This window comes from Croceibacterium xixiisoli (genome assembly GCF_009827305.1).
In the GTDB taxonomy this organism is placed as follows: Bacteria; Pseudomonadota; Alphaproteobacteria; order Sphingomonadales; family Sphingomonadaceae; genus Croceibacterium_C; species Croceibacterium_C xixiisoli.
The window spans coordinates 943,102-958,301 of record NZ_WTYJ01000001.1 but is presented as its reverse complement, the minus strand read 5'-3'; the positions used below and the strand labels follow the sequence as shown (position 1 = coordinate 958,301).

Here is a 15,200-nt window from a genome sequence, read left to right as displayed (position 1 = left end):
GGCTTTGCCAATCCCCCGGATCGTGGTTAGGCTGTCACCCGCAGCAGACGGACGAAACACGGGGGCGGCAATGGGGTCAGGCATCGACGGGGGCACATCCGGCCACCGGAATTTCCGCTATTTCGATCTGGTGCTGGCGGCCTTCGTCACCATCCTGCTGCTGTCCAATGTGCTGGGCGCGGGCAAGGTGGCGGTGGTCGATCTGCCGCTGCTCGGGCTCTGGCCCTTCGGTGCGGGCATCCTGTTCTTCCCCGTTTCCTATGTCATCGGCGATGTTCTGACGGAGGTCTATGGCTATGCCCATGCCCGCCGCGCGATCTGGGCCGGCTTTGCCGCGCTGATCTTCATGGCCGGCATGGCCTGGGTGGTGGTGGCCCTGCCCCCGGCGGTGGACTGGACCAATCAGGAAGCCTATGAACGCGTGTTCGGCCAGGTGCCGCGCATCGTCTTTGCCTCGATCATCGCCTTCTGGGCCGGGGAATTCGTCAATTCCTATGTGCTGGCCCGGATGAAGATCTGGACCCAGGGGCGCATGCTGTGGACCCGCACGATCGGTTCCACCATCGTCGGCCAGGCGGTCGATTCCGCCCTGTTCTACCCTCTCGCCTTCGCGGGGGCCGCTGGCTGGACCACCGATCTGGTGATCACGGTGGCGCTGACGCAATGGGCGCTGAAAACCGGATGGGAAGTGTTGCTGACGCCGCTGACCTATCTGGTCGTCGGCTTCCTCAAGCGGCGGGAAAAAGTGGACATCTTCGACACCGACACCGACTTTTCGCCCTTCGCGAAAAGCCGGTGAGATGCGGCGGGGCAGCCATCAATCCGCCAGCAGGCCGATGGCGAGATAAAGAATGATCACGCTGCCGAAACCCAGCAACGCGCCCAGCGCGAAGATCAGCCGCCAGGCGAGCGGATCCATGCCGAACCGGTTGGCGAGGCCGGAGCAGACGCCCATGAGTTTGCCATTGGCCTTGTCCAGGCGGAAGCTGTCAGCCGAATGGCGAATGGTCTGGTCGTTCATGCCTGCACCTGTGCGATGATTGGCGCCTGCGGCGTATAGGCGAAGCTGGCCAGCATCAGGCCCATGGTCATCGCCATGGCACCGAAGGCAGCGACAATACGCTGCCGAGAATTGGTCGTCTGGTTCATCATTCCCTCCAAAAATTGGTCCAGGCGGATTGTTCTGCCTGATGAACACAACATTGCAGGAGGCGTGCCAGTTTACCATTTTACCTATTTTTCAATTACATGATTTTTCCAGCCATCAGGTCGCCCGAAACCTTTCGCCTCGAAATGGTGAAATTTCCCATTTTGCGGCATCAGCTTTTTCTCCCACCCGGCGGGAAATGGCTTTAGGGCGCTGTCACACCATGGCGCTCGATCGCATCACCCTGACCCGGTTCCGCAACCACGCCGATACGCGGCTGGACGACACTGCGCAGTTCAACCTGCTGGTGGGCGAAAATGGTGCCGGCAAGACCAACATCCTCGAAGCGCTGTCGCTGTTCGCCCCCGGGCGCGGGCTGCGCCGGGCGACGCTGGTGGAAATGGCGGGGCAGGACACCGGGGGCGGATTTGCCGTCAGCGCCCGGCTGGATCGCGCCGATGGCAATGATCCCGTGCAATTGGGCACCGGCGCCACCCCGGATGCCCCGGCCCGGCGGCAGGCGCAGGTCAATGGCGCGGCCTGCCCGGCGATCCGGCTGGGGGAATGGCTGGCGATCAGCTGGCTGACCCCGGCGATGGACCGGCTGTTTGCCGACAGCGCTGGCGCCCGGCGACGCTATATGGATCGGCTGGCGCTGGCGCTCGATCCGGCCCATGCCCGCCATGCCGCTCGGTATGAGAATGCCCTGCGCGAAAGAAATCGCCTGCTGTCCGGTGATCAGGATCCCGATCCGCAATGGATGGATTCGATCGAGGCGCAAATGGCGGAGGCCGGTGCAGCCCTGGCGCTGGGTCGGGCCATGCTGATCGATCGGCTTAATGGCGAACTCGCTCAACTGCCCGACGCGCCCTTTGCCCGCCCCGTGCTCACCTACCAACCGGGTGGCCCGCGCGATGCGGCGGGGTTGGGGCGTGAAATGCGCAGGCAGCGCGCGCGCGATCGGTCCGCCCAGCGCAGCCTGACCGGACCGCATCGGGATGAGCTGGCCGTGACCATGCTCGGCAATGGCCAGCCTGCCGCCGCCTGTTCCACCGGCGAACAGAAGGCCATGCTGATCGCCATAACCTTGGCCCATGCCGCACTCGCCGCCGGCGATCGCCCTGGCATGCTGCTGCTGGATGAAGTCGCCGCCCATCTCGACCCGATCCGCCGCGCCGCCCTGTTCGATCGCCTGCGCCAGGGCCGCGCTCAGGTGTGGCTGACTGGCACGGAGCTGCCCCCCTTCGCCGATATCGCCGCCGAGGCGGCCGTCTGGCACATCGCCAAGGGCCACGCAGAGCGCTGCTGATCGCCTATTCCACCGGCGGCAAAGCCTGCTCCACATTGCCCACCGTGGCGGCGACCATGGCAGCAATTCCTTCTGCCGTCGGGTGAATGCGATCCTGCTGGATCAACTGCGGCTGATCATAAACCGCTTCCTGAAAGAACGGCACCAGCTGCGCATCATATTCCTTGGCCAGCGCCGGGTAAATTCCATCGAATTCAGCGACAAAAGCGGCCCCGAGGTTCGGCGGCGCGCGCATGCCCATCAGCAGCACGGGAATCTTCCGTTCCCGCAGAATATCCAGAATAGCCTTGAGATTTTTGCGGGTTTCCGCTGGCGGAATGGACCGCAGCAGATCATTGCCGCCCAGTTCCACAATCGCCAGTTCCGGCGGCGCGGCCTCATTGTCGAGCACGAACGCGATCCGCTGCAGCCCGGCCGCCGTGGTATCACCCGAAACCCCGGCATCGCTGATCCGGGCATTGGTGCCGCGCGCCCGCAGCGCCGCTTCCAGCTGGGCCGGGTACCCCTCCCCCTTCTTCAACCCATAGCCGGCGAACAGACTGTCGCCGAAGGCCAGGATCCGCCGTTCGGGACCCACGACTTCGCCAGCGGCCGCCCCTGCCTGCGCCGCAACCGGATTATCCCTGGCCTCACCTTCCGGATCAGGTGGCGTATCGCCACACCCTGCCAGCATCAGGGCCGTCGCAGCTGGGGCAAAGATCGACCAAAGGCGTAAAGACATCGACACAGGCTCCATCGGGCATGCTTGCCCATGGTCGAACCCTATGCCATCTCTCTGGCGTGACAAGTCCCCCCGCTATTCATGCGCAAGGGCTGCGGCTATCGTTAGGCGATGGTGAGGCAGCAGTCGAAATCCTGCGTGGCATCGATCTTATCGTGCCATCCGGGCAGACGCTGGCGCTGCTCGGCCCATCGGGTTCGGGCAAGAGCTCGCTGATGGCGCTGCTGACCGGGTTGGAGCGCGCGACATCGGGCGCGCTGACCGTGGCCGGAGCCGATTTCGCCGCGCTGGATGAAGATGCGCTGGCCTATGCCCGGCGCGGCCGCATCGGCATCGTGCTGCAGGCGTTCCACCTTTTGCCCACCATGACCGCGCAGGAAAATGTCGCCACTCCGCTGGAATTGGCAGGAGAGCCTGACGCCTGGGAACGGGCGGAGGCCGAATTGCGCGCCGTGGGCCTGGGCCATCGGCTGACGCATTATCCAGCGCAACTGTCCGGCGGTGAGCAGCAGCGCGTGGCCATTGCCCGCGCGCTGGCCCCGCGCCCGCCGCTGGTGTTTGCTGACGAGCCCACCGGCAATCTGGACGCCGCCACCGGCGAAAGCATTGTCGAACTGCTGTTTGCCCGACGCGCCGAAACCGGCGCAACACTCGTGATCATTACGCATGACAACGCGCTGGCCGAACATTGCGACCGGGTCGTCACCCTTTCCGATGGACGGATCGTCAGCGATACCGGTCTGGTCGCAGCGCACTCAACCGTCGAAACAAACGCTCCGGCATGACCACCCAGTTCCAGTCGCTGCCCCCGTCTCTGCCGCTGGCTACCGCCTGGCGCATTGCCCGGCGCGATCTCAACGGGCGGTTTCGCGGCCTGCGGCTACTGCTGATCTGCCTTTTCCTGGGCGTCGGCGCGCTGTCCGCCATCGGCACGCTGACGGCGGCAATCCAGGGCGAATTGAGCGGGCGCGGGCAGGAAATGCTCGGTGGCGATCTGGAAGTGGAAGTGTGGCAGCGCCCCCTGGCAGAGCCGGAAGTGGCGTTGCTGGAAAGCCACGGCACGCTGTCCCACGGCATGCGAATGCAGGCCATGGCCAGCACGCCCGATTCCGCCACCCCGGTGGAACTGAAAGCAGTCGATGATCGCTGGCCGCTTTATGGCGTGTTGACGCTGGCCGATGGCCGCACCGTGGGCGCCCCGCCCGCAGGGCAGGCCTGGCTGGCCAAGGGCGCGGCGGAACGGCTGAACATCAAGACCGGCGACCGCTTCACATTGGGCACTGTGCAGCTTCAGGTCGGTGGGATCATCGACATAGAGCCGGACCGGCTGAGCGAAGGCTTCGCCCTGGGGCAGACGGTGATCGTGCCCTTTGACGTGCCCGGCCAGGCTGGCCTCACCGCACCCGGTGCCATGTATGAAACCAAGACCCGGCTGCGTTTTTCCGGTGATCAGGATCCCGAAGCGGTCGAAGAACAGATAAAGCAAAGTTTTCCGGAGGCCGGGCTGGATCTGCGCACGCGCGATCGTGCCTCTCCCGGCGCGGAGCGCTTCGTCTCCCGTCTGGGCGAGTTCCTGACACTGGTGGGGCTGGCAGCGCTGGTCATTGCCGGGATCGGCATCGGCGGTGGCGTCTCCTCCTATCTCGATGCCCGGCGCAACAGCATCGCCACGCTCAAGATTTTGGGCGCATCCAGCAGTGATATCTCCCGCATTTACGCACTGCAGATCGGCGCAGCCGCACTCGTCGGCGCTATTGCCGGCATGATCACCGGGGTGGTGATCACCCCTCTGCTGGCCAGCGCCATGGGGGATCTGTTGCCGGTCAACACCGGGCTGGTGATCGATCCCTTCGCACTGTTGCGCGCGGCGGGTTTCGGCATGCTGGTGGCGGTGGCCTTTGCCGCGCCCCCGCTGGTGCGTGCCCGCGCTTTTCCCGCGCTGGCGCTGATGCGGGCCCGGGTATCCCCCTTGACGCAGGCCTGGCGTGGCGCCGTGCTGCCCGTTGGCTTCAGCCTGCTGGGTATCGTCGTGCTGGCGCTGCTGGGATCGACGCAAATGTGGCTGACGGCGCTGTTCCTGGGCGGAGCCGCCGGATTGCTGGGCCTGTTGGCCTTGCTCGGGATCGGCATCCGTCGGCTCGCAGCCCGTGCGCCGCGGCCAACCAGCCCGATCGCCCGGATCGCCCTCGCCAATCTGCACCGGCCGGGATCGGCGACCGGATCGCTCGTCACCGCGCTCGGGTTCGGACTAGCCGCCTTCGTGCTGCTGGCTGCAGTCCAGACCGCGCTCGACAACAATATCGCTCGCAGCGTTCCAGCTCGCGCGCCGGACTATTTCGTGCTCGATATCCCCAAAGACCGGTTGGTGGAATTCGAAGCCGTGGTGGAGGGTCAGGCCACCGGGGCCACGATCCGTGCCGTGCCGACCTTGCGCGGCGCCGTCCTGTCCTTCGGTTCGCGCGACAACCCCACCGTGGTCGCCGATATGGAAGAGCTGCCGGAAAATGCCTGGGCCCTGCGCGGCGAACGCGGGCTCACCTATGCCGACACCCTGCCCGAAGGCAATGTGCTGGTCGAAGGCGAATGGTGGCCGGAAAATTACGACGGCGAACCGCTGGTTTCGGTGGATGAAGAACTGGCCGAAGCCGCCGATCTGAAGGTCGGCGATTATCTGACCGTGGGCGTTCTGGGTGTCGAACGCACCGCGCGGATCGCCAATCTGCGGCGGATCGACTGGGAAAGCCTGGGCTTCAACAATGCCATGGTCTTTTCCGCCAATGCGCTGAGCGATGCGCCGCACAATCTGGCCGCGACCATCAGCCTGCCGCAGGGCAGCAGCGCCGCTGGCCTGCTGCGCGCGCTGATCGTCAGCTTCCCGTCGAGTTCGGTGATCGAGGTCGGGCCATTGCTGACCGAAGCCCGCGCCATTCTGGAACAGGTGTCACTCGCCATTCTGGCCGCTGCCAGCGTGGCTGTGCTGGCGGGCATCGCGGTGCTGCTGGGGGCGATTGCCGCCGCCCGCGCCGCGCGACTGTACGATACCGTCGTGCTGCGCGTGCTGGGTGCCAGCACCCGGCAATTGCTGGCCCTGCAACTGGCCGAATTCGGCCTGCTGGCGCTGCTGCTGTCAGTTGTGGCGCTGGGCCTGGGCAGTGTCACCGCATGGCTGGTGATCGTGCAATTGTTCGAATTCGACTGGCTGCCCGACTGGCCGCGCGTGCTGGCCGTGCTGGCCGCCGGGGTGGCTCTGGTGCTCGCCTTCGCCTTGGCGGCATCGCTGCCGCTGCTGCGGGCGAAACCGGCAAGCAGCCTGCGCGCGCTGTAAGGGAATGGGCGGCCGGCATGATCGCGGCCGCCCCATCAACCATCAGGCGAAGACATCGTCCTGATAGGGGTTCTTCGGATCCAGTCCGTAGGTGTTCGGGCCGGATGTTCCGGGCAGGAACATGATCACCAGGAAGGCGATGCTGATCACAAAGCCAACGGCCGGGATATTCGAAAGAACGACGAAGCCCAGATAGAACCAGCCCGACATGTTGCGATCATGCAGCCGGCGAATGGTCAGCGCGATGGAGGGGATCAGAATTCCCAGCCAGAACACCGCGAACAAGATCCCTGAGATAATCATTCCGATCGGGAAATTGCCGTCCGCGAACCAGGAATCGGGATTTTCCCAATCCAGGCCGCTGAAACTCGTCAGGGCAGGGATCATCAGAACGAAGGTGGCGATCACCGTAAACAGGGTGAACGACCAATATTCCATCCGCCGTGAACGGCCGGAAAAATCGGTGTAGCGCTTCAACGGCAAGATTGCCCAATGCAACATATTCATTGCCCCCAATCCAGTTCGCGCGGAATGGAGCACAAAGATCATGGGGCGGCAACTGCCGCCCCATCAAATCGCAAAGCTCAAATAAATACGTCCGCGTCGTGGCTGCTCTTGGGATCAGGGCCATATTTGTTGGCTCCAACCGTGCCCGGCCAGAACATGGCAACGATGAAGCCGATGCTGATCACGATCCCCAGGAACGGGATGTAAGACAGGATGATCACACCCAGATAGATCCAGCCTGTCAGGTTGAGATCATGCAAGCGCCGCACGGTGACGGCGATCGACGGGATCAGGATCGCCAGCATCAGAATGCCGACCAATGACAGCGGCAGCATGGCGCCCATGCCCATCCCGGCGGAGGGATTGGTCACAAAAGTATCCAGACCGCCCACCACGAACACCGGCACCATCAGCAGCAGCACGACCAGCGCCACGCCCAGCGAGAAGGACCAATATTCCATTCGCCGCGAACGACCGCTGAATTCGGCATAGCGGCGCAGCGGCATCATCATCCATTTAAGCATACAATCCCCCGATCTCTATCGCTCCGTGCAGAGCATGGGTGGAGGCCGATGCGCAGGATGGACTGGCAGAAATGGCGTTTTTCCCCGCCTTTTCCGCCAGCCTGCGTTCACACGCAACCGCCTCTAGAAGCGGTAACGCACAGAAGCGCCATAAGTTCGCGGATCGTTCAGATAACCGGAAATCCCGCGGGGCTGTGCCGGCGCATCGAACACGGTCGAGAAATTGCGATCATTGAGCAGATTGCGCCCCCAGATCGACAGCGCCAGCCCATTGTCGAATTCATAGGCGATCGAGGCCGTCAGATCATTGACTTCGCGCCGGAACGGCAGCGCTGCCGCCAGCGCCAGGCTCGCATCGGCAATCGTGCCATCGGGATTCTTGACCAGATAGCCGGGCATGCCCTCCACGATCTGAACATCGGACTGCCACAGATAGGAAACGCGCGGCACCAGATTGCCATTGCCGACGGCCAGTTCATATTGCGCGCCGACGATCAACGACCATTCGGGAATATCGGCGGGGCGCCGACCGGAAAGATCACCCACGGCGGATTGCGGGAAGCTCTTGTAGACCGGGTCGAGATAGGTCGCGCCCAGGTTAAGCTGCAACCCCCCAAGCCTGGCCTGGCTTTCGAATTCCACGCCGCGCGTCCGCAGCTTGCCGGCATTGCGCAGGGCAAACCCCGAACCGGTGAAGACATTCGACTGGAACCCGTCGATATCCTGCTGGAATATGGCCAGATTGGCGGAAATCCAGCGCCAGTTTGCCTTGGCTCCCAGTTCGATCACGGTCGCTTCTTCCGGCGCTGCCAAGCGGCTGCCATAGACCAGATTGTTGCTCGACAATCCGGCCGCCTCGATCGCGGCCCGGTCGCTGGGCGAAGGGCGGCTGTCGCGCGACAGATTGATCGAACTGGCTTTGAAACCCGTGGCATAGCTGGCGTAAACATTCAGCCATTCGCTCACATCCGCCGCCAGTCGGGCGGTGTAGGTGAATTTGCTGTCGTTCCGGTGCCCGTCTTCCACCGCATTGGGAACATCCAGGAAGGGCGGCATCAACTGCAATTGCCGCAACTGCGCCAGTGGGTTGGCCAGCGGATTGTTGGCATTGGCCGTGGCATAGGCCCGCGCCCCAGCGAAGATGGTCTGAAACGCCGTCGCATTGCTGCCGGCGAAGGCCTGCACTTCGGCGGCGGTCGCCGCGCGCCCCAGATTCAGCGCGGTGCCGACACCCTGCGCCACGGCGCCCTGGGTCAGCAATTGCCCCCGGAAGCCGGCATATTGCGGCGCATCGAGATTGATCGAGGAAAAGACGTCCGTCGAATTCAGCCGCGCGCTATAGGTCTTGCGGTCATCGGTGTAGTTACCGCCCAGCGTCAACACCACACCGTCGAACAGCGTCACATCGAACTGGCCATAGACCGACAATGCCTGGCTATCGAGTGTATAGAATTCGCTGAAGCCCTGCCCATTGGCCAGGAACTGCCCCGTGTAGTTGGTCTGGTCGGCCGCGCCGAACACGCTTTCCAGCATCGGCAGGCTCAGCGCCCCGCTCGACAATCCCTGCACCAGCAGATTGGCGTAGGATCGGAAATCGGTCGCAAAATTCAGATTGTTGCGCTGATCGATGTCCTCATCGATATAGAATGCGCCCAGCAGCACATCGACGCGATCACCGATGGAACCGGACAGCCGCAGCTCCTGCGTCAGCGTGCCGATGTGCAGATCCTGGAAATTGGGATACAGCAGATCCGCGCTGGTGAAGTCGGAATCCTGATAGGTAACCGCCCGCGTGTTGCGGAAGGCGCTGATCGAGGTCAGCTTGAAGTCGCCGATGTCCCAATCCAGTTGCGCCGAAATGCCGTAGTTCTTCACCTCATTGGTGGAATTGAAATTGTTGTAGACGACGTCCTGATCCCAGTTGGCCGGATCATTGACCATGCCGCCCACAGCCAGAACGGCAGGCGTCGCAATGCCATTGCGCAGGTTCAGGACCGCGCAGCAGTTTTCATCGATCGCATCATAATCCGCGATTACCCGCACCCGGACATCGCCCATTTCGCCAAGCAATTGTCCGCGCACGAACCAGCGATCGCGTTCATTGGTGCGTCCACCCGTGCCGCGATCCTCGAAGAAACCGTCGCGTTTGTTGATCCCGGCAGTGATGCTGGCAGCCAGATTATCTTCGATCGGCCCGGTCAGATAACCGCGTGCGATCACCTGATTGAACGCGCCATAGGTCAATTCGGCCGACCCGCCGAGCTTGAACTGCGGCTCCTTCGTGGTGATCGACACGATCCCGGCAGAGGCATTCTTGCCGAACAGGGTGGACTGCGGCCCGCGCAGCACTTCGATGCGTGACACATCGGGCAGATCGGTGATCTGCGCCAGCGTGCGCGAACGATAGACATTGTCGACGAACACGCCGACCGAAGGCTCGATACCCGCGTTGTTGGCGCCATTGCCGAAACCGCGGATGAAGAAATTGGTCGATCCGACATTGGCCCGCTGGCCCACGGTCAGCGACGGCACCACCGTCTGGAGATCGCGCAGATCGCGGATCTGCGCCCGCTCCAGCGTTTCGGCCGTGGTCACCGTCACGGCGACGGGCACATCCTGCAGCGTCTTTTCGCGCTTGGTCGCGGTCACCACAATGGCGTTGCCGGTGTTCTCGGTGGCATCGTTATCCACCGCCTGCACTGCAGCGTCCTGAGCCTGGGCGACTGAAGGCAGACCGAATGCTGTAAGGGCGGCCCCACACAGGAACAATCCACGCGTGGCAGCAACCCGCGCAGCACCAGCAATCTGCATCATGGTATTCGACTCTCCCTCGGCATCAAGCCCGGATAACATTGAGTTTCCATGCTTAACGGCGATGGATTAATAAGCTTTTACATAATGGGTTACAATTTGGTTGTGGTTGTCCGGCCACGGTGATCGCGGTCATGCCGTGCAGGGCGAATTCGCCTGCGCATGGCCCTCGCCATCAGCCCGTGCATCGCATATGGGGGCGCCATGACCATCGCGGACCTGCGGATCGCCTTCTTCAGCGGCAACTACAATTACGTTCGTGACGGGGCGAACAAGGCGCAGAACAATCTTGTCGGCACGCTGCTGGCGCACGGCGCCAATGTGCGGGTCTATGCTCCAACGATTGCCGATCCGCCCTTCCCGCCCACCGGCCCGTTGATCTCCATTCCGTCGGTGCCAGTACCCGGACGCGGGGAATATCGCATCCCGACCGGGATCAACCGCGCGGTGCGCGAAGATCTGGAACGGCTCAATCCGCATATCGTGCATATCTCCAGCCCCGATCGTGCCGCCCGGCAGGCGGCCGCATGGGGACGCGAACGGGGAGTGCCCGTTGTCGCAACCGTGCACACACGGTTTGAAACCTATCCGCGCTATTACGGGCTCGGCTTCATCGAGCCCTTGGTCGAAGCCTGGCTGCGGCGGCTCTATCACCGGTGCGACATGCTGCTGGTGCCATCACCGACCATGGTCGATGTGCTGCGCCAGCAACGCATGAATACCGCAGTCGAAGTGTGGTCGCGCGGCGTCGAGAAGACCGTGTTCCATCCCGGCGCGCGCGATTACGCCTGGCGGCAGTCGATCGGCCTTGCCGATCAGCCGCTGGTGATCGGCTTCCTGGGCCGGCTGGTACTGGAAAAGGGGCTGGACGTCTTCGCCGCCACCCTGGCCGAACTGCGTGAGCGCGGCGTACCGCATCAGGTGATGGTGATCGGCGACGGCCCCGCGCGGGACTGGTTCGCCGAACGCACCCCCGGCGCAGTCTTCGCCGGTTTCCAGGCGGGCAAGGATCTGGGCCGCGCGGTGGCATCCATGGATGTGCTGTTCAACCCGTCGATCACCGAAACCTTCGGCAATGTCACGCTGGAAGCCATGGCCGCCGGCGTCCCCACAGTGGCAGCGCGCGCCACCGGCAGCAGCGGACTGGTGGAAGACGGCGTCAGCGGCCGACTGGTAACCCCGGGCGATATCCCGGCCTTTGCTGACGCGCTGCAAGCCTATGCCAATGACCCCACCCTGCTCGCCGCCCATGGCGCTGCCGCACTGGAACGCGCCGCGCCCTATGATTGGGAACGGATCAATCTGGGCGTCGCGGACACCTATCTGCGGCTGATCAACGAGCGGCGGGGGACGCGCCCCCGCTGATCCTGATCAGCCTGGCTCACGCGCCAGGCTGATCAACCCATTCGAACGTCAGCAACGCTTCGCGAAAGGCGAAGCGATCCAGATGACGGGCCAGCGCCCCCTTCAGCGCCTCCAATTGGCCCGGTTCACTGGCATCGATGCGGCAATCGAGCGTGTCTACCCTTGCCTCCATCGTCACCAGCCCGTCCCCCTGCCAGGATGCGCCGCGCGCATCCCGGGGGAAGACGACCGTGCCGCGTTCGGCGGTGAATTCCACCGCCAGATTGTGCGACCAGTGTTTGCACAATTGCTGCAGATAGCGTGATCCGCTGCCGGTCGGCACCTGCGCCACGGATGACAGGCTCACAGCCGTTCGATCCGCTTGGCCGCGTCATCGATGATATCGACGATCGCTTCCAGCCCGGCCTTGTCGAACGCGCCCTGGCGGACCTTGTGGCGCAGCACGCTGCCCAGATTGCCCATCGCGCGGAACAGTTCCGGTGCCCGGCCCCGCCCTTCGCGTTCGCCGATCCGTGCCAGCTTCGCCAGCAGCGCCGCGACATCGTCGGCCTTGTCCGACAGCTCGGCCTGACCCGCATCGGTAACGGCAAACAGCTTGCGCCCGCCGTCGCCATTTTCGCTTTCGCTGATCAAGCCTTCATCGGCCAGCAGCGACAAGGTGGGGTACACCACACCCGGGCTCGGCGCGTAATGGCCCTGGGTCAGTTCCTCGATCGCCTTGATCAGCTGATATCCGTGGCGCGGTTCGTCGGCGATCAGGCGCAACAGCACCAGCCGCAATTCGCCGCCGGCGAACACCCGTCCGCGCCGCTGCCGCCCGTCGCCATTGTCATCCTGATCGCCCCGACCACCGCCGAAGCCGCCAAATCCACCGAAGCCACCGCCGAAACCTCCACGATCCCCACGCCCCATGGCGCGAAAGCCGCGTTCCGGCCTGCATTTGTGTCCATGCCTGTGCATGCCCATCATCGAAATTCTCCTATCCTCAAATTCGATAGCTCTAAGATATATCTTGATGCATCTTTGACAAGTGAACGGCTGCAATTTTTTTCCAGCGCATTATCTTGCCGCCATGGCTGACCTGTTTGCGGATGATCCGCCCCCTGCCCCGCGTGAGGAAGACGAACGCCCCGATGCCCCGTTGGCCGATCGGCTGCGGCCGCGCGGACTGACCGATGTCATTGGGCAGGATCATTTGACCGGGCCGACCGGCGCGATCGGGCGCATGGTCGCTGCCGGTCGATTGTCGAGCATGATCCTCTGGGGCCCGCCGGGCACCGGCAAGACCAGCATCGCCCGCCTGCTCGCGGCGGCTGTTGGCATGCGCTACATTTCCGTCAGCGCGGTGTTTTCCGGCGTTGCCGATCTGAAGAAAGCCTTTGCAGAGGCGGAGGTCGCGCGCCGCGCCGGGCAGCGCACGCTGCTGTTCGTGGACGAGATTCACCGCTTCAACCGCGCCCAGCAGGATGGTTTTCTTCCCTTCGTGGAACGCGGCACGGTCACGCTGGTCGGCGCCACCACCGAAAATCCCAGCTTCGAACTCAATGCCGCTTTGCTCAGCCGCGCGCAGGTGCTGATCCTGCACCGGCTCGATGCCGCCGCACTGGGCCAATTGATCGACCGCGCGGAAGAACTCGAAGGGCCGCTGCCCCTGACGCCCGACGCGAAGGAGGCGCTGATCGCCAGCGCCGATGGCGACGGGCGCTTCCTGCTCAACCAGGCAGAAACGCTCTATGCCGCCAATATCGCCGATCCGCTTGATCCGGCGCAACTGGGCCAGTTCCTGCAACGCCGCGTCGCCGTCTATGACAAGGATCGCGAAGGCCATTACAATCTGATTTCCGCCCTACACAAATCTTTGCGCGGATCGGATCCGCAGGCCGCGCTCTATTACATGGCGCGCATGCTGACCGCCGGGGAAGAACCGCTCTATGTGCTGCGTCGCCTGACCCGCTTTGCCAGCGAAGATATCGGCCTGGCCGATCCCCAGGCGCTGACCCAGTGCCTGGCCGCCCGGGACGCCTATCAGTTTCTCGGCAGTCCGGAAGGCGAGGTGGCGATTGCGCAGGCCTGCCTCTATTGCGCCACCGCGCCCAAATCCAACGCCGTCTACACCGCGCAGAAGGCCGCGTGGCGCAGCGCCAAGGAAACCGGCAGCCTGATGCCGCCGCAAAACATTCTCAACGCCCCGACCAAGCTGATGAAAGACATCGGCTATGGCAAAGGCTACAGCTATGACCATGACGCCGAAGACGGGTTTTCCGGCGACAATTACTGGCCCGAAGACATGCAGCCGCAGGATTTCTACGCCCCGGTCGAACGCGGCTTCGAACGGCAGATCCGCGAACGCATGGATTGGTGGGATCGCAAACGCCGCGAACGCAACGGCTTGCGCTGATACCGGCAATTGGCGTAACGGGCGCCGTGGTCCGCAAGGGCCGCAAACCGTCGGAAGGCCAGGGCACGAGCCGCAGCCTTCCGTCATCGCCGGCTTAGCTCAGTTGGTAGAGCACCTGATTTGTAATCAGGGGGCCACGGGTTCGAATCCTGTAGCCGGCACCATTTCGGCCGATTACCGCAACAATCGCACTACCCCTGCTTCCTAAAGCGGCCTCAGAAAACGATAGCTGGTCTGCTCGAAACCGAGGGACCGGAAAAAGGAGTGGCTGTTGTCGATGGCGATGTCGCTCAGCACTTCCATCTGCTGACAATCTGAACCGCGCAGTTCATCTGCAATAGCATCAAGCAACAGTCGGCCTGTCCCCCGGCGGCGCTTGTTTTGCGCGATAAGCAGCAAGGTGATCCGGCCAATCAGACCCCGATGCAATGTCGGCACTACCGCCCAGCCTCCACATCCAACGATCTCCCTGGCTTGCACTGCGACCACTGCTCCGCCGCCCGTACCGCTAACCAAAGCGAGCCGTCTGGCAATTTCAGCAGGTTTTGGCGCAGCACCAGGCAACTGGTTGAACAATTGCGCCAGCCCCTTTGCATCGGATGCTCGGGCAGACCGAACAGCCAATCGGGCCTCCCTGGCGGGTTTTCGGGATAGTTTCTTGCTGGCGACAACGTCTGGCTTGTTGCTTGATACGATCGCCAACGCCGGCTTCCGCCGAGGTGGCGTTTCGTTCCTGCTTTTATCGGGTGACGGCGTGTGGTGGGGTCTCTTGGGTGGAGATGCAGCTTTCCCGCGCGTTTCAGCCGCCGATTTTTTCCAGTTCTGTTCGGAACTTGATTTCATGAATGCCGCGATGTCTGCGGCCGATGCGGTCAGCCCATCGTCTCCTATGCCAATCAGCGCTCTGCCGGACATATCCGTTAGGCCATACATCCCGTAATCGCCCACGCCCGGGGTCCGCCTGCGCGATTTAAGCACCTTCAACCCGCGATGTTTCGCCATTTCCTTGAGCCGGGCGTGGGACAGATTACCATTCATGAAACCAGCACCTTCCAGAGATTCGGCTGAGCCTGCCAGTGATTCCACCCGCCGC

At 63.4% G+C, this 15,200-nt stretch carries 15 protein-coding genes and 1 tRNA gene; 7 read left to right on the top strand and 9 right to left on the bottom strand.

The features are described 5' to 3' along the window. The first annotated feature begins 70 nt into the window (after positions 1-70). On the top strand, positions 71-799 hold the full coding sequence (locus GRI97_RS04540; RefSeq protein WP_161389912.1) for a queuosine precursor transporter: 729 nt from the start codon (positions 71-73) through the stop codon (positions 797-799). A gap of 18 nt (positions 800-817) precedes the next feature. Here GRI97_RS04540 and GRI97_RS04535 read toward each other — a convergent pair whose 3' ends face one another. Both GRI97_RS04535 and GRI97_RS18775 read right to left on the bottom strand, forming a co-directional pair. Further along, complete coding sequence (locus GRI97_RS04535; RefSeq protein ID WP_161389911.1) at positions 818-1,021, bottom strand: PspC domain-containing protein; 204 nt, start codon at positions 1,019-1,021, stop codon at positions 818-820. Further along, positions 1,018-1,149, bottom strand: a complete 132-nt coding sequence (locus GRI97_RS18775) for a hypothetical protein (RefSeq protein ID WP_268891151.1) — start codon at positions 1,147-1,149, stop codon at positions 1,018-1,020. Before GRI97_RS18775 ends, GRI97_RS04535 begins: the two co-directional genes overlap by 4 nt. 221 nt (positions 1,150-1,370) lie before the next feature. On the opposite strand from GRI97_RS18775, the gene recF reads away from it, so the two are divergent. After that, the gene (recF, locus tag GRI97_RS04530) at positions 1,371-2,456 is read left to right on the top strand and encodes a DNA replication/repair protein RecF (protein ID WP_161389910.1); all 1,086 of its coding nucleotides are present in this window, start codon (positions 1,371-1,373) and stop codon (positions 2,454-2,456) included. A 4-nt stretch (positions 2,457-2,460) separates the two neighbouring features. Here recF and GRI97_RS04525 read toward each other — a convergent pair whose 3' ends face one another. Beyond that, complete coding sequence (locus GRI97_RS04525) at positions 2,461-3,177, bottom strand: arylesterase (RefSeq protein ID WP_235917604.1); 717 nt, start codon at positions 3,175-3,177, stop codon at positions 2,461-2,463. Between the two features lie 20 nt (positions 3,178-3,197). Between GRI97_RS04525 and GRI97_RS04520 the strand changes: the two genes are divergently transcribed. Both GRI97_RS04520 and GRI97_RS04515 read left to right on the top strand, forming a co-directional pair. Next, positions 3,198-3,962: an ABC transporter ATP-binding protein gene (locus GRI97_RS04520; protein ID WP_161389908.1), complete on the top strand. Its 765-nt coding sequence runs from the start codon at positions 3,198-3,200 to the stop codon at positions 3,960-3,962. Further along, on the top strand, positions 3,959-6,502 hold the full coding sequence (locus tag GRI97_RS04515; protein ID WP_202392574.1) for an ABC transporter permease: 2,544 nt from the start codon (positions 3,959-3,961) through the stop codon (positions 6,500-6,502). The genes GRI97_RS04520 and GRI97_RS04515 overlap by 4 nt, the downstream gene beginning before the upstream one ends. Positions 6,503-6,544: 42 nt before the next feature. Here the strand turns inward: GRI97_RS04515 and GRI97_RS04510 are convergent, their stop codons facing one another. The 3 genes from GRI97_RS04510 to GRI97_RS04500 form a co-directional block, all read right to left on the bottom strand. Beyond that, positions 6,545-7,009, bottom strand: coding sequence for a DUF805 domain-containing protein (locus GRI97_RS04510; protein ID WP_328598494.1), 465 nt, complete (start codon positions 7,007-7,009; stop codon positions 6,545-6,547). Between the two features lie 77 nt (positions 7,010-7,086). Next, complete coding sequence (locus tag GRI97_RS04505; RefSeq protein WP_161389907.1) at positions 7,087-7,533, bottom strand: DUF805 domain-containing protein; 447 nt, start codon at positions 7,531-7,533, stop codon at positions 7,087-7,089. Between the two features lie 123 nt (positions 7,534-7,656). Further along, the gene (locus tag GRI97_RS04500) at positions 7,657-10,347 is read right to left on the bottom strand and encodes a TonB-dependent receptor (RefSeq protein ID WP_161389906.1); all 2,691 of its coding nucleotides are present in this window, start codon (positions 10,345-10,347) and stop codon (positions 7,657-7,659) included. A 201-nt stretch (positions 10,348-10,548) separates the two neighbouring features. Here GRI97_RS04500 and GRI97_RS04495 point away from each other — a divergent pair, with 201 nt between their 5' ends. Beyond that, positions 10,549-11,709, top strand: coding sequence for a glycosyltransferase family 4 protein (locus GRI97_RS04495; RefSeq protein ID WP_161389905.1), 1,161 nt, complete (start codon positions 10,549-10,551; stop codon positions 11,707-11,709). A 16-nt stretch (positions 11,710-11,725) separates the two neighbouring features. Here GRI97_RS04495 and GRI97_RS04490 read toward each other — a convergent pair whose 3' ends face one another. Together GRI97_RS04490 and GRI97_RS04485 are read right to left on the bottom strand one after the other, a co-directional pair. Beyond that, on the bottom strand, positions 11,726-12,055 hold the full coding sequence (locus GRI97_RS04490) for a DUF2218 domain-containing protein (RefSeq protein ID WP_161389904.1): 330 nt from the start codon (positions 12,053-12,055) through the stop codon (positions 11,726-11,728). Further along, complete coding sequence (locus GRI97_RS04485) at positions 12,052-12,621, bottom strand: PadR family transcriptional regulator (protein WP_235917603.1); 570 nt, start codon at positions 12,619-12,621, stop codon at positions 12,052-12,054. Before GRI97_RS04485 ends, GRI97_RS04490 begins: the two co-directional genes overlap by 4 nt. Before the next feature lie 160 nt (positions 12,622-12,781). Between GRI97_RS04485 and GRI97_RS04480 the strand changes: the two genes are divergently transcribed. Beyond that, complete coding sequence (locus tag GRI97_RS04480) at positions 12,782-14,107, top strand: replication-associated recombination protein A (RefSeq protein ID WP_161389902.1); 1,326 nt, start codon at positions 12,782-12,784, stop codon at positions 14,105-14,107. Between the two features lie 88 nt (positions 14,108-14,195). Next, a tRNA-Thr gene (locus GRI97_RS04475) sits at positions 14,196-14,271 on the top strand. Positions 14,272-14,311: 40 nt separating this feature from the next. Here GRI97_RS04475 and GRI97_RS04470 read toward each other — a convergent pair. Further along, a complete protein-coding gene (locus tag GRI97_RS04470; protein ID WP_161389901.1) occupies positions 14,312-15,145 on the bottom strand; it encodes a GNAT family N-acetyltransferase in 834 nt (277 codons plus the stop codon). Positions 15,146-15,200: the final 55 nt, after the last annotated feature.